This window comes from Neobacillus niacini (genome assembly GCF_023715785.1).
Taxonomy (GTDB): Bacteria; Bacillota; Bacilli; order Bacillales; family Cytobacillaceae; genus Neobacillus; species Neobacillus niacini_E.
Map to the genome: position 1 here is coordinate 58,243 of NZ_JAMBOX010000013.1, position 22,530 is coordinate 80,772.

Annotated in this window: 27 protein-coding genes; 10 read left to right on the top strand and 17 right to left on the bottom strand. The window is 39.9% G+C overall.

Annotated elements, in window-relative coordinates; translation table 11 throughout:
• Positions 1–88: 88 nt before the first annotated feature.
• The 3 genes from M3234_RS20570 to M3234_RS20580 all read left to right on the top strand — a co-directional run bounded on the left by M3234_RS20570 (position 89) and on the right by M3234_RS20580 (position 3,762).
• Positions 89–1,828, top strand: a complete 1,740-nt coding sequence (locus M3234_RS20570; RefSeq protein ID WP_262306504.1) for a phospho-sugar mutase — start codon at positions 89–91, stop codon at positions 1,826–1,828.
• Between the two features lie 163 nt (positions 1,829–1,991).
• Positions 1,992–3,107 (top strand): GAF domain-containing sensor histidine kinase, encoded by a 1,116-nt coding sequence (locus M3234_RS20575; RefSeq protein ID WP_262306505.1) that lies wholly within the window; start codon positions 1,992–1,994, stop codon positions 3,105–3,107.
• Between the two features lie 13 nt (positions 3,108–3,120).
• Complete coding sequence (locus M3234_RS20580) at positions 3,121–3,762, top strand: response regulator (protein ID WP_262306506.1); 642 nt, start codon at positions 3,121–3,123, stop codon at positions 3,760–3,762.
• Between the two features lie 116 nt (positions 3,763–3,878).
• On the opposite strand, the gene M3234_RS20585 is transcribed toward M3234_RS20580, so the two are convergent.
• Positions 3,879–4,133 carry a YhdB family protein gene (locus tag M3234_RS20585; RefSeq protein ID WP_066316600.1) on the bottom strand — a complete coding sequence of 85 codons (255 nt, stop codon included), beginning with the start codon at positions 4,131–4,133 and terminating at the stop codon, positions 3,879–3,881.
• A 138-nt stretch (positions 4,134–4,271) separates the two neighbouring features.
• On the opposite strand from M3234_RS20585, the gene M3234_RS20590 reads away from it, so the two are divergent.
• From M3234_RS20590 to M3234_RS20605, 4 genes are all read left to right on the top strand, one after another.
• Positions 4,272–5,240 carry a M14 family zinc carboxypeptidase gene (locus tag M3234_RS20590; protein WP_262306507.1) on the top strand — a complete coding sequence of 323 codons (969 nt, stop codon included), beginning with the start codon at positions 4,272–4,274 and terminating at the stop codon, positions 5,238–5,240.
• A gap of 95 nt (positions 5,241–5,335) precedes the next feature.
• Positions 5,336–6,748, top strand: a complete 1,413-nt coding sequence (locus M3234_RS20595; protein ID WP_262306508.1) for a SpoVR family protein — start codon at positions 5,336–5,338, stop codon at positions 6,746–6,748.
• Positions 6,749–7,078: 330 nt separating this feature from the next.
• A complete protein-coding gene (locus tag M3234_RS20600; protein ID WP_262306509.1) occupies positions 7,079–7,390 on the top strand; it encodes a hypothetical protein in 312 nt (103 codons plus the stop codon).
• Positions 7,391–7,593: 203 nt separating this feature from the next.
• Complete coding sequence (locus M3234_RS20605; protein ID WP_262306510.1) at positions 7,594–7,788, top strand: hypothetical protein; 195 nt, start codon at positions 7,594–7,596, stop codon at positions 7,786–7,788.
• Here M3234_RS20605 and M3234_RS20610 read toward each other — a convergent pair.
• From M3234_RS20610 to M3234_RS20640, 7 genes are all read right to left on the bottom strand, one after another.
• Entirely contained in the window at positions 7,757–7,951 is a 195-nt protein-coding gene (locus tag M3234_RS20610) for a DUF1259 domain-containing protein (protein ID WP_311315674.1), read from the bottom strand. The two genes, M3234_RS20605 and M3234_RS20610, sit on opposite strands and share 32 nt — an antisense overlap.
• A 421-nt stretch (positions 7,952–8,372) precedes the next feature.
• Complete coding sequence (locus M3234_RS20615) at positions 8,373–8,762, bottom strand: hypothetical protein (protein WP_262306511.1); 390 nt, start codon at positions 8,760–8,762, stop codon at positions 8,373–8,375.
• Between the two features lie 54 nt (positions 8,763–8,816).
• A complete protein-coding gene (locus tag M3234_RS20620) occupies positions 8,817–9,125 on the bottom strand; it encodes a hypothetical protein (protein WP_262306512.1) in 309 nt (102 codons plus the stop codon).
• 55 nt (positions 9,126–9,180) lie between these two features.
• Positions 9,181–9,453 carry a hypothetical protein gene (locus M3234_RS20625; RefSeq protein WP_262306513.1) on the bottom strand — a complete coding sequence of 91 codons (273 nt, stop codon included), beginning with the start codon at positions 9,451–9,453 and terminating at the stop codon, positions 9,181–9,183.
• 98 nt (positions 9,454–9,551) lie between these two features.
• Entirely contained in the window at positions 9,552–9,713 is a 162-nt protein-coding gene (locus M3234_RS29360) for a DUF1259 domain-containing protein (RefSeq protein WP_285858567.1), read from the bottom strand.
• A 33-nt stretch (positions 9,714–9,746) separates the two neighbouring features.
• The gene (ald, locus tag M3234_RS20635) at positions 9,747–10,880 is read right to left on the bottom strand and encodes an alanine dehydrogenase (protein ID WP_262306514.1); all 1,134 of its coding nucleotides are present in this window, start codon (positions 10,878–10,880) and stop codon (positions 9,747–9,749) included.
• Positions 10,881–11,007: 127 nt separating this feature from the next.
• Positions 11,008–12,243, bottom strand: coding sequence for a PucR family transcriptional regulator (locus M3234_RS20640; RefSeq protein WP_262306515.1), 1,236 nt, complete (start codon positions 12,241–12,243; stop codon positions 11,008–11,010).
• Positions 12,244–12,417: 174 nt separating this feature from the next.
• Between M3234_RS20640 and M3234_RS20645 the strand changes: the two genes are divergently transcribed.
• The gene (locus M3234_RS20645) at positions 12,418–13,242 is read left to right on the top strand and encodes a 5'-nucleotidase, lipoprotein e(P4) family (RefSeq protein ID WP_396953974.1); all 825 of its coding nucleotides are present in this window, start codon (positions 12,418–12,420) and stop codon (positions 13,240–13,242) included.
• 57 nt (positions 13,243–13,299) lie between these two features.
• Here M3234_RS20645 and M3234_RS20650 read toward each other — a convergent pair whose 3' ends face one another.
• The 5 genes from M3234_RS20650 to atpB all read right to left on the bottom strand — a co-directional run bounded on the left by M3234_RS20650 (position 13,300) and on the right by atpB (position 17,303).
• The gene (locus M3234_RS20650; RefSeq protein ID WP_262306517.1) at positions 13,300–13,665 is read right to left on the bottom strand and encodes a cytochrome-c oxidase; all 366 of its coding nucleotides are present in this window, start codon (positions 13,663–13,665) and stop codon (positions 13,300–13,302) included.
• A gap of 159 nt (positions 13,666–13,824) precedes the next feature.
• Positions 13,825–15,081, bottom strand: coding sequence for a DUF445 domain-containing protein (locus tag M3234_RS20655; RefSeq protein ID WP_262306518.1), 1,257 nt, complete (start codon positions 15,079–15,081; stop codon positions 13,825–13,827).
• A 117-nt stretch (positions 15,082–15,198) separates the two neighbouring features.
• Positions 15,199–16,170 (bottom strand): AtpZ/AtpI family protein, encoded by a 972-nt coding sequence (locus M3234_RS20660; RefSeq protein ID WP_262306519.1) that lies wholly within the window; start codon positions 16,168–16,170, stop codon positions 15,199–15,201.
• Positions 16,170–16,565 (bottom strand): ATP synthase F0 subunit B, encoded by a 396-nt coding sequence (locus M3234_RS20665; protein ID WP_262306520.1) that lies wholly within the window; start codon positions 16,563–16,565, stop codon positions 16,170–16,172. Before M3234_RS20665 ends, M3234_RS20660 begins: the two co-directional genes overlap by 1 nt.
• A gap of 24 nt (positions 16,566–16,589) precedes the next feature.
• On the bottom strand, positions 16,590–17,303 hold the full coding sequence (gene atpB / locus M3234_RS20670) for a F0F1 ATP synthase subunit A (protein ID WP_262306521.1): 714 nt from the start codon (positions 17,301–17,303) through the stop codon (positions 16,590–16,592).
• 311 nt (positions 17,304–17,614) lie between these two features.
• Here atpB and M3234_RS20675 point away from each other — a divergent pair, with 311 nt between their 5' ends.
• Positions 17,615–18,154 (top strand): hypothetical protein, encoded by a 540-nt coding sequence (locus M3234_RS20675; RefSeq protein ID WP_262306522.1) that lies wholly within the window; start codon positions 17,615–17,617, stop codon positions 18,152–18,154.
• A 53-nt stretch (positions 18,155–18,207) separates the two neighbouring features.
• Here M3234_RS20675 and M3234_RS20680 read toward each other — a convergent pair whose 3' ends face one another.
• On the bottom strand, positions 18,208–18,513 hold the full coding sequence (locus tag M3234_RS20680; protein WP_262306523.1) for a HesB/YadR/YfhF family protein: 306 nt from the start codon (positions 18,511–18,513) through the stop codon (positions 18,208–18,210).
• 264 nt (positions 18,514–18,777) lie between these two features.
• On the opposite strand from M3234_RS20680, the gene M3234_RS20685 reads away from it, so the two are divergent.
• The gene (locus tag M3234_RS20685; protein WP_262306524.1) at positions 18,778–19,074 is read left to right on the top strand and encodes a hypothetical protein; all 297 of its coding nucleotides are present in this window, start codon (positions 18,778–18,780) and stop codon (positions 19,072–19,074) included.
• A 54-nt stretch (positions 19,075–19,128) separates the two neighbouring features.
• On the opposite strand, the gene M3234_RS20690 is transcribed toward M3234_RS20685, so the two are convergent.
• The 3 genes from M3234_RS20690 to M3234_RS20700 form a co-directional block, all read right to left on the bottom strand.
• Entirely contained in the window at positions 19,129–19,314 is a 186-nt protein-coding gene (locus M3234_RS20690; RefSeq protein ID WP_066316636.1) for a hypothetical protein, read from the bottom strand.
• Between the two features lie 227 nt (positions 19,315–19,541).
• The gene (locus tag M3234_RS20695) at positions 19,542–20,894 is read right to left on the bottom strand and encodes a hemolysin family protein (RefSeq protein WP_262306525.1); all 1,353 of its coding nucleotides are present in this window, start codon (positions 20,892–20,894) and stop codon (positions 19,542–19,544) included.
• A gap of 318 nt (positions 20,895–21,212) precedes the next feature.
• Positions 21,213–22,520, bottom strand: coding sequence for a hemolysin family protein (locus M3234_RS20700; protein ID WP_262306526.1), 1,308 nt, complete (start codon positions 22,518–22,520; stop codon positions 21,213–21,215).
• Positions 22,521–22,530 lie beyond the last annotated feature (10 nt).

The following is a 22,530-nucleotide window of genomic DNA, read 5'->3' on the forward strand; positions in this document are numbered from 1 at the left end:
GGTAAATGTTGGCAATTTTTAAAGGAGTTACACCCTGGCGACAAGAAACAATATTATTGAATAGCAACTCGAAGGAGGGTTCCTAAGGATGGACTGGAAAGCGACTGCGAAAAGTTGGCTGGAATTCAAAGATTTGGATTCTGAGCTAAAAAAACAGTTGAAAGCTCTTTGGCAGGATGAGAAACTGCTGGAAGAAGCATTTTATAAAAATTTGGAGTTTGGCACTGGCGGGATGCGGGGTGAGATTGGCGTCGGCACTAATCGGATGAATCTTTACACTGTCCGCAAAGCTTCTGCTGGTTTGGCTGCATACATAGAGGATCACGGTCATGAGGCAAAACGGCGCGGAGTGGTCATTGCCTATGATTCCCGTCATAAATCACCGGAATTTGCCATGGAAGCGGCCAGAACACTGGCGACAAGAGGTATTCAAACCTATGTGTTTGACGAACTACGGCCAACCCCGGAACTATCGTTTGCCTTGAGGCAATTAAATGCATTTTCCGGCATTGTCATTACCGCAAGCCATAATCCCCCGGAATATAACGGCTACAAGGTTTACGGTCCTGATGGCGGGCAGCTTCCGCTGGCACCGGCAGATGAGGTCATTGCCAAGGTGAATGAAATCAACAATGAATTACTGATGAAGGTTGACAGTGAAGACACGCTGCGTGCGACCGGTTTAATCAAAACGATCGGAGCAGACATTGATCAGGCCTACATAGAAAAACTTAAAACCATCTCCGAAAATCAGGGGCTTGCCAATGAAACAGACATCAAAATTGTTTTTACTCCGTTACATGGCACAGCCAATAAGCCTGTTAGGGCCGCACTTGCAGCCTTGGGATATAAAAATGTGACGGTTGTAAAAGAACAGGAGCTCCCGGATCCGGAATTTTCAACGGTTAAAAGCCCTAACCCGGAAGAACACGCCGCTTTTGAATTGGCAATCCGTGAAGGGAAACGGGTTGGCGCCGATCTGTTAATCGGTACAGACCCGGATGCAGACCGCTTGGGAATTGCCGTTCGGAATCACGAAGGCGAGTACGTTGTCCTGACAGGTAACCAAACTGGAGCCTTATTGCTGGATTATTTATTATCCCAGAAAAAGCAAAAAGGCACGCTTCCCAAGAATGGAATTGTATTTAAAACGATTGTAACCTCGGAGATTGGCCGTAAAATTGCCTCTGCTTATGGGTTAGAGACAGAAGACGTCTTAACTGGTTTTAAATTCATTGCCGAGAAAATTAAACAATATGAAGAAACCGGTGAACACACCTTTTTATTTGGTTATGAGGAATCATATGGCTATCTGATTGGTGACTTTGCCCGTGATAAAGATGCGGTTCAGGCCGCTTTGCTTGCAACCGAGGTTTGTGCCCATTATAAAAAGAAGGGCATGTCTCTTTACGAAGGCTTGATGTGCGTTTTTGAAAAATACGGATATTTTCAGGAAGGCCTGCGTTCATTGACCTTAAAAGGCAAAGAGGGTGCAGAATTGATTCAACGGATATTAACGTCCTTCCGCAAGGAACCTCTTACTGGCCTAGGATCATTAAAAACGGCTGTAACCGAAGATTACTTAATTGGAAAAAGAATGACATCCACTGGTGAAGAAAAAATCGACCTGCCGAAGTCCAATGTCCTTAAATATACCTTTGAGGATGGAACATGGGTCTGCTTGCGCCCATCGGGTACAGAGCCAAAAGTAAAATTTTATTTTGGCGTAAACAGTTCAAGCCTTGCAGAAAGCAAAGCAAAATTGCTGCAAATTGAACAGGACTTTATGTCAGTTGTCGACCAAAAAATCAAACAGGCTCAATCCTAAAAAGGAGAGTCCGATGTTAAGACCCGAAAGGCATGGCCTTTCGGGGTTTTTGTTTTTAAGTTACGACTTTAGTCTTAGAAAAAGCGATACTTTTTTCTAAGGAGTTATTAGGAATTCTTGGTATAATGAGGAAAAAGGCCGTAAAATTTGGGGGATAAAGATAATGGGAGAGAACCATCTATCGGATTTGCAAATTTTAAAGGAAATTGCAGAACTTTTAAATCGAGGGACAGATCCGTATATCGTCCTTTCAGAGGTTTTAAAGAAGCTGCTGCATGTAACAGGATTACAAACGGGGTGGATTTTTTTAATTGATGATTCTGGGAGACTCGAACTGGCCGCTAAGGAAAATTTGCCGCCAGCCTTATCTCAAAGCAACTATACTCCCATGTGCAGCGGCGATTGCTGGTGTATCGACCGCTATAGCGATGGGCGGTTGGATAAGGCTACCAACATCATTGAATGCAAACGCCTGGAAGATGCGATTGAACGGAAAACGGGCGATACAAGGGGATTAACCCACCATGCCACCGTACCGCTTAAAGCGGGCGATGAAAAATTTGGCATCCTAAATGTGGGTTCTCCTTTTAAAAAGCATTTTACTAACGGAGAATTGGCGTTGTTGGAATCAGTGGCATTACAAATCGGTACGGCACTAAAACGAATAAAATTGACCCACAAAGACCAGGAAATCGCTTTAGCGGCAGAGCGGAATAGACTGGCCAGGGACCTGCATGATTCTGTCAATCAATTGCTGTTTTCCTTAAGTCTGACTGCTTCCGGCGGCAAAGAAATGACCGATAAAAGGGAAGTTAAAGAGACATTTGGTTATATTCAGGATTTGGCTCAGGAAGCGTTAAATGAAATGAGGGCGCTAATTTGGCAGCTGCGGCCAAGGGGATTAGAAAAGGGCATTGTGAGCGCGTTATGCAGTTATGGGGAAATGCTTGGTTTAACGGTGAATATTAAGGTAAATGGTGTCATCCATCTGCCATGCGCTATTGAAGAGGGGATTTGGCGGATTGGTCAGGAGGCATTGGCCAATTGCAAAAAACATTCGGGACAGTCTATAGTCGACCTATCCATTGAGGCCTCGGAAACCTATATTATGCTTATATTTAAAGATAAAGGCAGCGGTTTTATTTATGACGATACGAAAGAGTTGCCATCTCTCGGGCTAAAGAGCATGAAGAATCGGACAAAATCCTTAGCGGGTTCTTTTAAATTAAAAAGCAACCCTGGCAAGGGGACAACGGTGCAAGTAAAAATACCGTTTTAGGGAGAGAAAAAACATGGGAATACGCATATTAATCGCCGATGACCATCACGTAGTCAGACGGGGTTTGGTCTTTTTTCTGCGAACACAGGAAAACATCGAAATTATCGGGGAAGCAAAGAATGGGCAGGAAGCCGTCGAGATGGCTGGGAAACTAAAGCCTGATTTGATCCTGATGGATTTGGCCATGCCCGTAATGGATGGGATTGAGGCCACGAGGAGAATTATTGAAACACAGCCTCATCAAAAAATAATGATACTTACCAGTTTTTCGGATCAAAACCATGTCATCCCGGCAATCGAGGCGGGAGCTTCCGGTTACCAACTGAAAGATATTGAGCCGGAGGAACTGGTCAAGTCAATCAGACAGCTAATGCAAGGGGAGAATCAGCTGCATCCAAAAGCGGCCACCCATTTACTTTCCCGCTATACGTTAAAAAATGAAGAACAAAAGCCGTTAGATGAATTGACAAAACGGGAAATCGAAGTATTAAAGGAAATAGCCAGCGGCAAAAGCAATAAAGAAATTGCGGCAACCTTATATATTACCGAAAAAACCGTTAAAACTCATGTTTCCAGCATTTTAGCTAAGCTTGAGGTTGCCGATCGTACCCAAGCGGCACTTTTTGCGGTGCGAAATGGGGTTGTAAAAAATTGAAATCAAGTTTAACACGGCTTTCCTAAGGTGAAAGCCGTGTTTTTTGGTGGAATTCTAAATTCTAATGGCCGGTTGTTAAAATGTTCCTCAACAAAAAGTGTTTTCCCTTTGTTTTTTCAGGAAAGACTATACATCGGTACCTCATTCGTGTCGTGTTCAACAGTTTCATTTGCATGGTCGATGTAACGCAGCAGGCTATATAGCTTCTTTTCAATGACAGAATAGTCACGTTCAAAATTGTAGGCATGCAGGAAATGTTCGATTTTCTTTGATAAAAATTGATCCGTAGTTCGAACCATTAATATCAACAAATTATCCCATTCAGATCGGTGCGTATAGTATAACGCCCGGTCATAATCCATTTTATTCATTTGATATGTCTCCTCCTTATTTAGGAGTTAAGCTTATTGTATGACATTTAAAAGAGAACACCCGCAGAAAATGTTGACACCCACTGTTCACAAGGTTTTCAACTTTTACCTGTATAAAAATAAGAAATGTGAGTGATTATGACGAGATCTTTATGTTTTTTATTGGTATTTCTTGTGTTATGTGACGAAGCGCAGGCAAATATTGCAGATGCGAATGCGCCGTATACTTACGAAGCATTTGAACAGGACCTCATGCAAATAAACACGAAATTTGGTAAAGATATTGAAGTGAAAAGCATTGGAACAACTCATTATGGCCGAAATATTTGGGCGCTGAAGCTTGGAAAAGCCGAAAAAAATATTGTGATGATAGGCGCTCACCATGGACGGGAATGGTTAACAAGCCTGCTGTTGATGAAGATGGTCGATGCGTATGGTGATTTATACCGAATAGATCCCATAACAACTACGCTTTTGGATGAAGTATCGATTTGGTTTATCCCTATGCTCAATCCGGACGGTGTTATGATCCAGCAGAATCAGCTTGAAGGATTTCCCCCGCTCGAACTTCAGCAATTGATTATCATGAACGATGGGGTAGAGAACTTTGAAAGTTGGAAGGCTAATGGCATTGGAATTGATTTAAACCGTCAGTATCCTGCCGGCTGGAATAAACTCAATCAAGGGCCGCGTGCACCCTATTATAAGTTATATAAAGGAAAAAAGCCTTTTGAAGCAAAGGAAGTCATTGCAATAAAAAAATTGATCAATGACACCCAGCCCTCGATTGCTGTTGCTTATCATACCGCAGGACAGGAAATATTCTGGAGTTATCAAAATGGACAATATCGCAATCGTGATCATTTATTGGCAAGAAAAATTGGTGCTTTGACAGGCTATAAATTGGCGAAACCCCCTGAGGATGCGATAGGAGGGGGATTTACTGATTGGTTTATAACCCGCTATCGGCGTCCGGCGCTGACCATTGAGATTTGCCCCCTGGTCGGGGAAACAAATCCGCCAATTTCCATGCTGCAATCTGAGTGGAAGCGAAACAGGCAGGTTGGACTAAAGCTGGCAAAGGAAGCAAGAAAACTCCCTCACTGATTTTCGATGGACTTCCCATTCAGGTATTGACATTTATTTCATCAATCCCCGATTCCCTTCATACATTGTGGTAAGAGGAAAAGGGGGAGTGGCTGATGAATGAGGCAGATAGGAAAGCACTGGAATATGCCATTGGTGAAATAACCGAAATTGCAACCGGCTTTGGTTTGGACTTTTATCCGATGCGATATGAAATTTGCCCAGCTGAAATTATTTATACGTTTGGAGCTTATGGAATGCCAACCCGATTTTCACACTGGAGTTTCGGGAAGCAATTCCATAAAATGAAGCTGCACTATGATTTGGGATTAAGCAAGATTTATGAACTGGTTATTAATTCTGATCCTTGCTATGCATTTTTACTGGATTCCAATTCCTTAATCCAAAACAAGCTCATCGTTGCCCATGTATTAGCTCATTGTGATTTCTTTAAGAATAATGTCCGGTTCCAAAATACGAAACGTGATATGGTCGAAAGTATGGCCGCAACCGCAGAACGGATTCATCAATATGAAATTCAATATGGAAAAAGAGAAGTCGAGAAATTCCTTGATGCCGTGCTGTCGATTGATGAACATATTGACCCGTCGTTAATGCGGCCAAAGCTCGCCTGGTCAATCGAGGATGAGGATGAAGAAGACGATGTCAGTCCTACAGCGTCTCCATATGATGATCTATGGAAACTGGATGATAAGGGGAAGATGGAGGAAAAACCAAAGCGCAAAAAGAAATTTCCGCCAAGGCCGGAGAAGGATTTGTTGCTGTTCATTGAATCCTACAGCCGCGAGCTGGAGGATTGGCAGCGTGATATTTTAACGATGATGCGGGAAGAAATGCTGTATTTCTGGCCACAGCTTGAAACCAAAATCATGAACGAAGGCTGGGCATCGTATTGGCATCAGCGGATCCTCCGGGAAATGAACTTGACAAGCGGTGAGGCGATTGAATTTGCCAAATTAAATGCAGGTGTCGTCCAGCCATCAAAAACCGGAATCAATCCTTATTATCTGGGCTTAAAGATACTTGAGGACATTGAAGAAAGATATGATAACCCGACAGATGAGATGAAGCGTAGAGGCGTAAAGCCAGGGTCCGGCCGCGAGAAGATGTTCGAGGTTCGCGAAATTGAATCGGATATTTCCTTCCTGCGAAATTATCTAACAAAAGATTTGGTCATGAGGGAAGATATGTACCTGTTCCAAAAACAGGGACGGGACTATAAAATTGTCGATAAGCAATGGGAGCATGTGCGTGACCAGTTGGTCAATATGCGGGTTAACGGCGGGTTCCCATACATTACGGTCAATGACGGCGACTATATGAAAAATGGCGAGCTATACTTAAAGCACTGGTTTGAAGGGGTGGAGCTCGATGTTAAGTATTTGGAAAAGGTGCTCCCATACATTCATCAGCTTTGGGGTCGGCCGGTTCATATGGAAACCACAATTGAAGATCGGGCGATGTTGTTCTCGTATGATGGGAAAGGCGTCCACCGGAAATATTTATAAAGTATATAGAAAATGAACTCCCCCAACGATATCAGACTGGCCATTTTACTTTACAACAAAAAACACCGCAGATGATTGCGGTGTTTTTTGATATGCATTTCACCTTACATTTTCAGTTGTAATTTACTGTTTTGCGATAGGAATCGGAACCGGTTAACCTGAAATGGGGCTTTTATTTTTGTCTAACCATAAAAAAACAACTCAACACAAAAATAATACACTATTATTTCGTTTTCACTTTAAATAGGTAGTTGAACTAGTACATGTGACCAAGCCATATTATACATAAAGAATATAATAATTTTGAAAAACAATAAGGAGGAATTCTGAATGGAAAATAGACGAAGAAATAATACAAATGTTGATGTCGATACAGATATTGACAATCGATTAAGAAATCGATCTGAATCAGAGGCTGAAGCAGATGTCAGAAATACCGATAAAAATACCAATGTGGCTCGTGCAACAATAACGAACTCAGGTAATGCAAGAGTAGATGTTTGTTTAAACAGCAGGAGTAATGCGAAGGTTAGATCTGACCAAGAACAAGAAAACGACCAGGATCAAAATTTTGATATTGATATTGAAGTTGAAGAAGAGAGACGTAGACGTAGACGTAGAGAATTTGATGAAAGTTTTTAACTTTTTATAAGGGGATGGAGTTTTTTAACTTCATCCTTTTACAATGTATGTGAAAAAAGGGTACTTCCGCTTGTATAACTAGCAAAGCACTTTACTTATTTTATATTAGAAAATTTAATTAAGGTCTTTATTTGATAAACCCAGACAAGCCTTCTATTTTCTTCATAAGTTATAGTGAGAAAATAACGAAAGGAGGGGAAAATATGTCTACTTGTCAAAGACTTGCAGATATTATCGGTGGTGAAGTTATTTCAGCGGCTCCTTGGACGATTATGCGCCTTCGAGATATTCAAGCAAATATTTTAGGTCGTCGTACTCGTTCTCCATTAGCACTTCCATTCATGTTGTCTTTTGAAAATGATGGTCTTAACCTAGGTGAAACTGTACTCCTTCTGTAATTCCCCTGCTTCTTAATGCTGATAGGAAAGAATTTATTTCTCTTTGGAGAATAACCGTTTCTCCTAAGTTAAGAGTCCTTCCGTTTTTATTATTTTCAAAGGAAAGTGCAAACGGAAGAGCAAGTGGTGACTGAGTACGTCGGTTTAAAATAGTTGCATTAATACTATTTCCATATCTTCTTGACTATCAGAGGATTCCCCATTGATGGTGCTTTCGTCCTCAAATTCCATATTGAAATCATCATTATTAAAATCCATTTCAAACTCATCAGCTGAATGGTCATCAATATTAAATTTGCTGGTGTTTCTGTTTGTGAATCCAGTTAAATTTTTATTTTTTGAATTTCTTTTTTTTGTTTTTCACGCAATACCTCTCCATTCCATTTTTTGATTCACGACAGTTTATTCTCAGCAGTTAGTTCTGCAATAGGGAAATTCCCCGTATTTATAAGAATTATAAATACTTATGCCTATAAACTTACTAAAACTATTGTCCTGCTGCCCATAACTAAAAAAGGGATGAGGATAAGTATGGAATCTTTAAATTTACCACTTCGAAACAAATAAAAAGAAAGTGGTACAACTTAATCCACTTTCTTTCTAGTCCGTTTATACATTTTTATAGGATTATATACATTATTCGTGGTATAGTCTTCTGTTAAGTTTAGGTTTCGAAGCCTTTCCACTGCCTCTTCAAATTCATCATTGTTCATCTGTTTTGTAGCCAGCAAGGAGCACAAAATAGCAAAAGCTATTGGCGTAGTATCAACATGCACATCTACCCGTACGTCTACATCAGAGTTCCCACTTTTATTAATTGAATTTAAGATTTCATTGCTAATTTTGTCCTGATCAAATACACGTGATAAAGCCCTGTTATTGTTTTCACTTAATTGCCTTTGGGTAGTACGGTTTTCAAAATTATTCCTTTGCTGAGCGATATTATTCACTCTTCGTTGTCTACTTTTATCCATACGCTCATTCCTTTAAGGAGATGGGGGTGTTAAATCCCATCTCCAGAGTAATAATTAGAATTCAATATCAACATCAGTATTTTGGTCTTGGTCATTATCTTGTTCTTGATCAGATCTAACACGCGCATTGCTTCGGCTATTTAATGTAACATCTACTCTAGAATTTCCTGAGTTTGTGATTGTTGCACGGGCAACGTTAGTATTTCGATCAACGTTCCGTACATCTGCCTCAGCCTCTGACTCATTTCTATTTCGTACCACATTTTCAAGGTCGGTATCAACATCAACGTTTACATTTGTATTATTTCGACGGTTCATCCCAGTACGTTGAATATTTCTTCTTTTTCTTCTTCTTCTTTGCATTTAAAGTTCCTCCTTGTTAACTCATAATTAATCAGTTCATTACATGCCTACATTCTTAAAAATCTAAATCAATATCAGTATTTTGATCCTGGTCATTATCTTGCTCTTGGTCGGATCTTACGCGGGCGTTACTTCGGCTATTTAACCTTACGTTAACCCGAGCATTTCCCGAATTATTGATAGATGCACGTGCGATATTAGTATTTTTGTCGGTATTTCTAACATCTGCCTCTGCTTCTGATTCATTATTGCTTCTGATTTCATTGTCAACATCAGTATCTATATTGATGTTTTCCCGATTCCGATTATTAAATCCTCTTGAACTCATTTATACTTCCCCCCTTAATGTGTACTTGCTATTCATATTATTCTTTAAGATATTAATGGCATGGTCATTTTACCGAGGGCATTTACCTGTTTTTAACTCTAGAAAAGACATGCTTCCTTCGCGGCTTCAATCCTATTTCTAGCAAACTCAAACGGATCCATTCCAACATTCTCCCAATGCATACACATTAGCTGCGGTTTATCAAACAGCCAATGGTTATGAACTGGTGTAAAAATAATTAAAACGCAGAAATAAAACAAAGGACTCCCGCAATTTGTGGAGTCCTTTGTTTTTTAGATAGCTGAAAGTTCTTTTTCTAGCGCTTTTTCTACAGGAACGTATTTGTAGCCGAGGTCTTTTGCCACTGCTTCATAGGTAATTTCTCCGTTTGCCACGTTCACACCAAGCTTTAAAGCAGGATTCCCGACGATTGCTTTAAAGACACCTTTGCTCGCAATCTGTAATCCGTAAGGAACGGTCACATTCGTTAACGCAATCGTTGAGGTTCTTGGTACCGCCCCTGGCATATTGGCAACAGAGTAATGGATGACTCCATGTTTTTCAAACGTTGGGTTATCGTGTGTGGTCACATGATCAATCGTTTCCACAATTCCGCCCTGGTCAATCGCTACGTCCACAATCACCGCTCCAGGCTTCATTGTTTTGACCATTTTTTCGGTAACAAGTTTAGGAGCTTTTGCCCCAGGAATAAGGACGGCGCCGATTAATAGATCTGCCTCAGCAACAGCCTCGGCGATATTATAAGGATTAGACATTAATGTTTTAATTTGATTTCCAAAAATATCATCTACTTGGCGCAGACGGTCAGCACTTAGATCGATGATCGTGACATCAGCACCGAGTCCGATCGCCATTTTTGCCGCATTTGTTCCGACAATGCCGCCGCCGATAATTGTCACCTTGCCACGATTTACTCCTGGGACTCCGGCAAGAAGGATTCCTTGGCCGCCATTATTTTTTTGCAAGAAGGAAGCACCGATTTGCGCTGCCATACGGCCGGCCACTTCGCTCATTGGTGTCAGCAGAGGAAGTGTCCTGTTTACAGAAACCGTTTCATAGGCAATGGCAATAACGCCTTTATCTTTAAGTGCTTGTGCCAGCTCAGGTTCGGCAGCAAGGTGTAAATAAGTGAATAACACCAATCCTTGGCGGAAGTATTGATATTCGCTAGGGAGCGGTTCTTTTACCTTCATAATCATGTCTGCTTTAGTCCAGACCTTTTCGGCAGTTTCGAGAATTTCAGCACCGGCTTTCTCGTAAGTTTCATTATTGAAACCGCTTCCAATTCCAGCGTCCTTTTCAATAAAAACATGATGACCGGCTGTAACGAATGAACTGACACCAGCAGGGGTAAGCGCTACCCGGTTTTCGTTGTTCTTAATTTCTTTAGGTACACCAATATACATCTCCCAATTCCTCCTATGTTTAACTATAAGAAATCCCTTTGTTTAGAGTATAAATTGTTTAGCAGGGAAATTCTTTGTTGCTATTGAAGAAAAATGGAGGAATTTTTTGGGGATTTTCACAAAAAGGTTATATCCCCTTGTACTTTTCCAGTTTTAAATCGAGAAAAAGCATCATTTTCTGATTTGGATCCTTGAAGTTAACCTCCCCAATTTCGGAAATTCGTTTTAATCGGTAATTTAACGTGTTTGCATGGACATTTAATGCTTTTGCCGCATCATTTATATTATTGTCGCAGTTTAGAAAGACCTCTAATGTTTCAACGAGGTTGCTATTATGCTTTTGGTCATACTGATGGAGTCTTCTTAAAGAATAATTTTCGTACCCTTCCGTTTTTCTCTTTTCTAAAAGAAGGTCAAAAAGTTGATAGATACCCAGTTTGTGATAGTTATAGATATTTTTTGTTTCGCGTGGAAACTTAGCTTTTATCGATAAGACAGCCAGCGTTTCTTCATACGCATTCGTGATTTTTTGATAATCATGATAGATGCCGCTGTACACTGGAATAAGATTATAGATCCCGTAGCGGTCTGCCATTTTTCCTGTAAACAATAGTGAAAACTGTTCTAATTCCCAAAACACATTATCGAAGTTGTCTGTGGATACCAGCACAATTAACTGATTACAGTCAATTGTATAAAGGATAATTTTTAACCGCTGGTTTGTTTTTAGAAGGTACGAGATGGATTGTTCATCCTGACTCGTGATGTTCTCCTGAAACTGAAAGACAAGAACGGCGAAAGAGGATGGCGGTGTGATTTGCAAGCTATAGAAGTGCTCACTGATTTCCGCTGGATTATTCAAGTGCCCGGTTAATAATTTCCAAAAGAATTCTTGAAATCGCTCTTCTTTTTTATTCTTTCTTGTCTGCAGCTGCAGCAGTTTATTTTTTACAGCGTCTGCCGCTTTTTTTAATAGCGTAAAATCCTCATCTGTTAACGTTCGATCGATTTCCAATGCCCAGATAAAGCCGAGAACTTCATCATGCTTCCAAATCGAAATCGCCACCCGATGGCTGAGCCCGATTTCATCCATGTTTTTTACCCGTATTGGCTCTTTCGTTTTAAGCAGGGCTGGAATCGTGCCTTCCTTCCAAAGCTGGTTTATCACCTTTTCCGGTACCCTGCGCCCAATAATCGTGGAGACTCTGGCAGGGTCAGTTCGTTCATCATGCGTGCTATAGGCAAGAAGCCGGTGATTGGCATCCTCAATGGTAACCGGGCATTGTAACACCTGGCTAATCAAGTCGGCGAATTCATCTAAACTATCAAATGATGTCTTAAATGGATCATATCTAGTATTCAAAGAGATTTGCCCCCATAAGTTTATAGAAAAATCTTTGTTAACGCTTGCATCCTCTTGTTTAATTTTACAAAAAATACAGAAGAAGTTCATGCATTTCTACAAAATTACCTGGCAAAAATTTCAGATTGAATAGTTGAATTCTTCACATACTAATCGTAAAGCTGAAAGGGGATAATCAAGATGAAAAAACTGGTGGTGTGTTTTTTTGCTGTAGTGCTGTCAATGACAGTGACTTCAGAACTTGCCTTTGCCATAACTAGAACAAGCATGAAGGACCAATTGCTTGAGCAAAATACGATGTCCGTTCTTTGGTTTCAAAAATCTGGAGAGGCGAAAGCCCTCTATTATCAAGGCTATAATATGGGGAAACTGCGGTTGGATGAAATCCTGAAGAAAAATCAAAAGAGAAAAGGCAAAAACCATGCCATTGTGCTGGATATAGACGAGACAGTGTTGGATAACAGTCCATATCATGCCTGGATGGTCCAAACAGGCAAAGGGAATCTGTTGGACTGGAGCGAGTGGTTCAACCGTGCAGAGGCGAAACCGCTGCCTGGGGCCCTCGATTTCCTTAAGTATGCTGATTCCAAAGGGGTAGCAATCTTCTATATATCTAATCGAAAGGAAGCACATAAGGAAGCAACCATAAAAAATTTACAGCAGGTGGGTGCACCGCAAGCGGACGCGGAGCATGTTCTTTTACAACAGGATGGAGAGCTGGGGAAAGAGTCCCGCCGCCAGCATGTAGCAAAGACCCATGAGATTGTTTTGCTCTTCGGGGACAACCTAAACGATTTTAAAGAATTTGACCAACTGTCAGCTTCTAAAAGAATAAACAGGGTGGAGCAGGACAGGAACGATTATGGCAATAAACTGATTGTGTTTCCCAACCCGATGTATGGGGATTGGGAAGCGGCGATTTATCAATATGACTTTAGCAAATCTCCACAAGAAATTAGCAAAGTTAGAAAGGCCAGCCTAGAGGGCTTAGAGCCTTAAAATATCAAACGCTGCAGCCAACTGACTGCAGCGTTTGATATTTTATTGAAAAACTGCTTAGCTTCTTACATTTTTAAGAATATTGATGGCAAAGATGATCACACCCAAGACCATTAAGGTCCCTCCTGCCGCAACTGCAGGACCAGCGGAGCCGACACCTGAAATCAAAAGGGCAAGCCCAATCATCATGATGGGCAATGCGATATTATGAATCCAAAAATGAACTTTTGCCAATGTAGTGTCAGCTGCACTTGGAAACGCTACATAAATTAGACCGGCTAGTGTCATAGCCGTCCATCCTAGTAAGTTGATATGGACATGAACTGGAGTGAAGTTGAAGTTTTCCGTCATCGACATGTACATCCCAATGCAAACCCCAATAACAAAGTAGCACACGGAAATCTTAATAAACTTTACACCCAATTTAACTCCCCCTATAAAAATAATGACTACAGTAGTAAATATGTAGGATACTTTTAAAGTAGAACAGTCATTTTGTCGGACGAGAAATAATTTTATTGGGGGAAAAAGGTCTGGCAGTGAACAAAAAACACCTTTTGATGAAAGGTGCTTTTATGATGATTAAAAGATTGCTTTAATCCCGACTAGAACAAGCCCAATTAAAAAGCCGCAAACTGCTCCATTGACGCGAATCCATTGTAAATCTTTGCCGACATTGGTTTCAATCATGGTCACCAGCGTTTTTGTATCGAGCTTATCGAGATTTTCTTTCACAAGCTGCCCAACCTTGGCATGATTTTTATCAATAAATCCAGTAATTTGCGATTTAATCCAGGATTCTAATTGATTCATTTTATCCTTATCGGAAATGAGGTCGCTTAAACAATCCTTGATAAACGGCAGGACATACTCTTCATAAAAGCCTGGTTCTTCGACAAACTCCAATGCTTTTTGCCTGATTTGGCTTAGCAGCTCAATGATTTTTTCTTCTGCCTGCCAGCTTTCAATTAATTGGGACTTGAATTGGTTCAGCTCTTGATATACTTTTTCATCAGATTTAATGCTTTCCAGCTTTTGATGGATATGGATTAACAATGTTTGCCGGTTTTGATTAAACGGGTCTCGGAAACTGTCAATTCCTTTAAGAATCAGGTTTTGGATCATGCTCCCCAATTTTTCTTCGTTGATTAGATTGCTAAAGGAACGCAACGCAATCTGCATAAACCCATCCACTTTTATATTTTCAATCATGTCTACAGCCATGCCGCCAAGACGGTATTTTGTACTATCTTTCTTAGCCCATTCGTCAACTTCTTCAATGATTAAATCCAGCGCTTTTTCGTCGTATTTCCTTAGGGAGATTTGATCAATTAATAATGGGATGTAATCCTTGATATCCAAAGAGTTTAGCTGCGTTTTCAATTCCTTTTCAACGATTGGAGCCAGTTTGTTTACATTAATCATTCGAATCAAATGCTTTGTAAGTCCGGTTAGGCTTTGTTTAACAGCATCCGAATGGATTTCTTGATTTACAACAGCAAATATTTTATCTGTAAATCGGAACCCCCCAATTTTCTCACGGATACTTTCCTTTGTAAGCCAATCATTCTCCAGCATGGCAATGATTTTGGCAATGATTTTTTCACGGTTCTTAGGCAGCAGTGCAGTATGGGGAATTGGAACTCCCAGCGGATGCCGAAACAGGGCAGTAACCGCAAACCAGTCCGCAAGCCCGCCAACTAGCCCCGCTTCAAAGCCGCCCTGGAAAATTGTTTTCCAAATGGATGGCGGAAGTGGAATGGTTGCTAGAAATCCGACTGCCATTACAATTAGCGAAATAGTCGCCAAATGTTTTGAATTTCCTTTTGTTCCTGTCATCTTTGTACCCCTCGTTTATTAGATGAAAAATAACATTTGATGCTATTATCTCAATAAATCTTTATAAAAAGCAAAAAAAACCTCTTAAAAAGCATCTCAATATGTGAAAAACTCCTCTCAGTTTAGAGAGGAGCTTTTCTTTTGTGGTTTTATATGGGTGATGAGCCCATCTAAATCAGTTATATAAAACTGAGTTTTTGGCTCGAATTTTAGATATTTCTCCTGTTGCAGCTGATAATAATTCACCTTATGAAGCGGGTCAAATTGCAGCATCGGGTATTTTTTCTGCTCCTTGACGTAAATGTCTACGGCCTTTTGAACCATATCCATTTCGACCGGAATATCTTTTTCATGTTCTTCAAATAGATCATACGTTTCTTTTGACATATAAAAGCTTTTTGAAGGAATCCCGCCTAGTAAATGGGCCAATTGGGTAAAGTCGATACTGTTATCATCATTAACAAGGATGGTTCGATAGACTCCTTTTGGGAGGTTATCGGAAAATTCCCTGACTGCTTTTCGCACCTCCTCAATCGAAACGTCAATGATTGGATATTTACCGGTGTCGACTGCTGCCTTTTTAGCAGAGTTTTGCTCCTCCTGCTTCCCTTGTTGGAGTGGAGTTTTAAAATATTTCTGCACCATGGAATAAACGGTTATGCCACCAAGGCCAATTCCTAAAAATGTCCCGATCAAGGTGAATACGGGATCTTTCCCGAATCTTCCATCGAGAAAACTGCCCAGTTTATAACCGCCAAATACACAAAGAGCAATTGTGATGCCAAACACCATATTTAAAGAAAGGGTTTTCATAAGAAAGTTCGTAAATTCATTCCAATGTTCGTCATTCTTGTTTTTTCCCTTTTCGAAAAATCTTCTAACTTCTATTATCATTTCTTCAGAAACATTATTCTCTTTAAAAAACCCTTCCAAATACTCTTTTTCCGATTTATCTTCATTTTTTAGCAGGCAAGCTGTTTTTTCAATGGAGCCCTTCGTGTAATGGACATAAATCCATTTTTCTTCAAATCCTAATTCGAGATTCTCTGTTACTCGGCCCAAGTATTTAGTAAACTTGTGCTTCATCATTACGCCCCCTTAATTTGTTCTGTATGTGAAAAGGATAGGCTGTGAGCGGGGAATGCTTCAGTTTTTGCCTCTTTTAGGATTTGTCTCGCCTCCTCTTTAGCTGATTGGATGATAAGCTTCGCTTCACCTTCGGATCGCTTTCTGATTTCTCTTGCATCAATCTTAGCCTGCTTTAGGATTTGTTCGCTAATTTGCAGATTATTTTCAGCTTCATGCTTATATTGCTCAGTTAATTGCAATTGGTTTTGAATCTGGTGTTTTCGATTCTCAAGAATACCAACGAGCTTTTTAAATACAAGCTTTTTCAAAATTAATACAAGTACGGTAAAAATTAAAGCCTGGTAAATCATCGTCCCCAACGATATAGGCAATCCCAATAATGTAATGTCCCCCAATTCCTTTTCTCCCCTTTCTATAGATTATGTTAAACGGTGAGCAATGTAAACCATAGTTAATGTAACAAAAATATAAGCCTGGATTGCCCCAATAAAAATGCAGAACGCCTGCCAAATAATCATCGGGACGGCCGCAAGCGAGGCAATAACAAAACCTTTCGTTACTGCCGCCGCCAGTAAGGCGAGCATGACCTCGCCGGCGTAAATATTTCCGAATAAACGAAGCCCTAAGGTTAATGTTGTGGCAAATTGCTCAATAACATTAATTGGAAACAAAAATTTGAACGGCTTAAAAAAGCTTACAAAATAATGTTTGAATCCGTTTTCATGAATATCGATAAAATGGGTATATACGATAATCATGATTGCCAGTGTCATAGTTACATGGGCATCTGCAGTTGGAGATTTCCACCAGGTAACTGGATTTTCTTCTGCCGTCATGATAGAAAAGGGGACCCCCATTAAATTTGCAATGAATAAATACATTAATAGAGAAACACCAGTAGATAAGATAAATAAATTGTTGGTTTTTCCCATTGAATTATTCATTATGTCTTCTACAAACTCGAGAAGCCACTCCATAAAATTTTGCCACTTGTTTGGTATGTATGTATCGGGATTTCGTGTAAATAAATAGGCAATAAGAAAAACAATGATGGCTGCAACAGTGGTTGTCAGAATGATTGACAAGTCAAACGTTAAGTTCATCCACTCAACTTGAGGTTTGGCGTGTTCCATGATGTCCACCCCCTTTCATAACCAGGTAGGGAACTAACATGATGAGGAACAGAAGAAGTGAAGTTCGCATCTATAGTATAACAGAAAAGATTATTATTGTATGATAGTTCACAATTTATTCCTAATTTTCAGAATATAAAATGTAGCCATGCTTTTAATGGTAGTAAACATGGCACAGTTGAAAATTTTAATATTAGACACCTTTTTTAGAAAAAAAACCTTTTCACTGCAACCCTTTTTGCTTTTAATCGTCTTATATTATGTTGTACAATAATCAAGTTGGTAAATTTAGAGAAAATGGGGGAGAAACCATGAAGAAATTTCTAGTATCACTTGCGGCCTTAGCGCTATTTCTCGGTCTTGCTGCTTGCTCAAGCAATGATGAAAGCAAAACGGAAGAAAAGGATACGAAAAAAACCGAGGAAGCAGCAGCTCCAAAAAATGATGTTAAAAAAGATTTAGTCAAGTTTTATAATGGGCTTGCTGAAAAGATCAACGCTAAAGATGGCGATTTAAATGCGTATGAAGCTAAAGCGGCAAAGAAAGATCCTAAACCGGAAGATTTGCCGACTGCTGAAGACAGAGCTAAGGCAAGTGAATCTGCTGCAGCTGTGGCAGCAGAGTTAAATAGCACGCAAATTCCAGTGGAGTTAAAAGACCATCAGGCCGACCTTGAAGCAGCTGTAAAAGAATATGCCGCCGCTTATCAAGCAAAAGCAGATGAATTAAAAAAGGATGCACCAAACTTTGAAGCTGCTGAAGCCACTTATACAAAAGCGGAAGAAGCGCTTGGCAAAGTTTATGAGGCAGAAAAAATGTTCCCGCCAAGCCTGGGCAATCAAGTAAATTAATCTATTATAATGAACAAGCCGAGATGAAGATCCCGGCTTGTTTTTATTTTTCCTTAATGAACGTTTCCAAACTCTTTATAGGTCACTTGGAGTTCATTTAAAAGCTGATCCACAGACAAATAAGTTTCAGTATCCTCAAAGAACCACATATCATTTTCTTCAATGTAAAAGGCAATCCCATTCACTTGTTTCGTAAATGCTGCATTTGCTGGTGTTTCAATTGAAAAGGCAAGGCTGTAACCCTTATGTTTTTCACCAAATCCAGCATATTGCGGGTACATCCGAATGCTAAAAGGGTTATTAAATTCAAATTCTTTTTCGAACCAATTTACAGCTTTTTCATCAATTGTAATGAACATATTTTTAGCACCAACCTTTTGTTAATGTGGTTTATTTTGCAAAGAAAGTTCAGATAAAAGATTACCTGGTTAAAGCGTATAACTTTTTCACGTTAGTGCCTATGATAATGTTCACTGTTTTACTCAAATGGATGAAGTGTTAAAAAATGTTCATTATTTTCAAAGTTTGGACTGATAATAACCATATAATTGTTACTGTTATTGTAACATCTATAAGGTAAATACGGTGGTATGATAGGTGTAATCAGAAAGGGGTTATGGCAAATGGAAAACGAGTTTGAAAAGTTATCCGAAAATGTTAATGATATAAAAAGTTTAATCAAAACTTTTAATAATACTCTGGACCATATCGAAAAAAGACTGGCTAGATTGGAAAAAGTGGATAGCATCGAGCATAGGGTGGCAGTCAACCAGATTGATTTATCCGATATTAAGGAATCTTTGGAACGTATCGAAAGCAAACAGGGAAGTGACATCCATCATTTAAATCGCCGCTTGGATACTCACCTTGTTAAAATTGCAAAAGTGGAAGAAGAAATACTTATGTTAAAATCAAAATAAGAATAAAAAGATTAGGAAAAGAATCCTAATCTTTTTATTTTTATTGGAAAGCGCTTACTTGCTTTTGATTAATGCTTTAACGCCGTAATAAAGTATGGCCAATGCAAAGATCAGAATTGCGAGAGCGCCAATAACATGAAAGAATGATGACAGTCCGGCTAGAAATGAGATGGCTGGCATTTTAACAAGGGCAAACCCTGCTAAAATACAAGCTAAAAATAAAACAGCTGTTTGATTCATTTTTTATCCCCTCCTTAATAGCAACATATGAAGGACGGTTGTCCGATGTATAGTTCAACTGTCCCATTTTTGGGGCAAAAAAAACAAACCCGCTACAGGTTTGTTTAGGATGTCTAGCTCCAGCGCCTAGCCCCTCGAGGTCTTAAGCCGTCCCCCTCCGGAGGGCAGGCCCGTCCTGCGGGTTACGTCTTAAGCTTGTCGGGGCTGACCGAGGCGCTTCCGCTTTTCTAGTACAGCACCTCGGATTTCGAAAGGGCAATTTGCTGGATGTTTGCCTCGCCGTCCTTGGCTAGTTTGGTCACTTCAATATATTTAATGTGGTGCTCTTCCATTTCAATGATTTTAAAGGCAAACGACTCATGAATCATTACGTCGCCTTCTTTGGCCTCATAATTTTCGGTCAATATCCAGCCGCCGATTGTATCGACATCTTCATCGTCAATTTCAACCCCCAACAAATCATTAACCTCGGAAACTAATACTTTTGAATCAATGATATAGTGGTAGTCTTTGATTTTACGAATCTCGGAAATTTCATCATTATCAAATTCATCCCGTATTTCCCCAACAATCTCTTCAAGTATGTCCTCCACCGTTACCAGCCCTGAAGTGCCGCCGTATTCGTCCATTAATACCGCCATATGCAGGCGGTCTTTTTGCATCTTTACAAGAAGATCGTGGATTGGAATCGTTTCAATAACCCGAATGATCGGGCGAATATAGTCTTCTAAGGTTTGGTTGGACATTTTTTCATTTCCAATCAAATCTGTCATAATTTCTTTAATATTGACTAGACCGATAATGTGGTCCTTATCTCCATCAATGACCGGATATCTGGTGAACTTTTCCTCCCGGACAATCTTTAGCACGTTTTCAAGTGTTTCATCTTTGGATAACGAGACAATTTCTGTCCTTGGAACCATAATCTCTTTAGCAATACGGTCATCAAAATCAAAAATTTTATTCACATACTTAAACTCTGATTGGTTAATTTCGCCACTTTTATAGCTTTCCGAAAGGATAATTCGCAGCTCTTCCTCGGTATGGGCAATTTCATTTTCGGATACAGGCTTTAAACCAAAGATCCTGGAGACAATCCGGGCCGATCCATTCAGCACCCATATGAAGGGATACATCACCTTGTAAAAAAAGATTAACGGTCGTGATAAAGTGAGGGTAATCCATTCGGCCTTTTGAATGGCCAAGGTTTTCGGGGCCAGTTCTCCAACCACTACATGTAAAAACGTTATCGACGCAAAGGCAATCGAAATCGATAAAATTTTTGTAGCACTTTCAGGGATGCTCAAGGCCAAGAAGACCGGACCAAGCAAATGCTCAATGGTAGATTCCCCAATCCATCCAAGACCAAGAGCGGTAATCGTGATTCCCAACTGACAGGCTGAAAGATACTCATCCAGGTTTGAAGTTACCCGTTTCGCCGCGAGGGCTCTCGAATTTCCTTCCTCGATTAACTGATCGATTCTTGAGCTTCGGATTTTGACAATAGCAAACTCTGAAGCTACAAAAAAAGCAGTTAAAGCAATTAAAATGGCTATTAAAACCAAGTTAAATATGTCCAAATAAATTCCCTTATCCCGTCTAATAAGACGAGCAGGGTGTCACCTCCTAGTTTAATAAAAAATTAACTTGTAACCTTTATCAAAGACTTAATCAATGCCTTACTCAGGGATACCCCAATTACTCGTTAACTTTTTCTAATGCTGTAATCAATTTCGACATATAAATAAATTACTAATAATTATAAAGAATATAAACTATACAGTCAAACGTTCTAGGTTTGAGTAGGTAATCTTATCTACAATTTATGGTAAAATATAAACAATATGAACAAATTGATTCGAAATATTATGAAAATAATTTCACGACAGAACGTCACCTTATTCAGGCGACGCATGAATTTTTTTGACTTCAATAAATAATATATGATGGCCTTCAATTTCGTTGATCTTAAATGCAAAACCATCCTTTTCAATAAAATCCCCTTGTTTGACATCGAACTTTTGGGTCAAAAACCAGCCGCCGATTGTATCAACATCTTCATCATCTAGCGTGGTGCCTAATAAATCGTTTACCTCGCTGATCAGAACCTTACCATCCAGGAGATAGTTGTTTTCTCCGAGTTTTTGAATGAGCGGAAGCTCGTCCGTATCAAACTCATCGCGGATTTCGCCGACAATCTCTTCAAGTATGTCTTCAACAGTTACAATACCTGCCGTCCCGCCATATTCATCGGATAGAATCGCCAGGTGTGAGCGGTTTTTTTGCAGCTTTAACAACAACTCTTGTATCGGGATGGTCTCGAGGACATGAATCGCAGGTTTCAAGTATTGCATGAGCGGTTGTTCGCCGTTGCATTTTTGCCGAATGCAATCGGTTAAGACCTCCTTGATGTTGACTACCCCTAAAATATTGTCTTTGTCGCCATCAATAACCGGATACCGCGTGTATCCTTCTTTGCTGACAGTGTCGATAATCTCTTCAAGGGCAGCATCTTTGGAGAATGTAATCACTTCGGTTCTCGGCACCATGATTTCTTTGGCAATCCTGTCATCAAATTCAAAAATCCGATTCATGTAACGATATTCGGACTGATTAATTTCCCCGCTTTCATAGCTTTGTGACAGAATCAGCCGTAACTCCTCTTCAGACATAACCATATCTTGCTCTGAGACCGGCTTAATCCCGAATAGTCCCGTGACAAAGCGGGCCGAGCGATTTAATGCCCAAATAAACGGAAACATCAACTTGTAAAACCAAATTAATGACGGGGCGAATAGCAAAATAATTTCCTCCGATTTTTGAATAGCGAAGGTTTTTGGGGAAAGTTCCCCTATTACTACATGAACAAATGTAATTATAATGAAGGAAAAAATCACTGAGATGATATGCACTAGTGATGCCGGAATATGAACCCAGTCAAAAACGGGATTTAACAGTGTTCGAATGGTTGGTTCCCCGAGCCAGCCCAAAATTAATGAAGTAATCGTAATTCCAACCTGTGTGGCCGATAAATAGCCATCCAAATTGGAAATAACCTTCTTTGCCGCCTGCGCTTTTTTATGACCTTCGGCCACAAGTTGATCGATCCTTGTTACCCGCACTCTTACAATTGCAAATTCAGAAGCGACAAAATAAGCGGTAAAAGCAATCAGGAACACAATTGTTAAAATATTTATCCAAATCATCGGTCGCCTT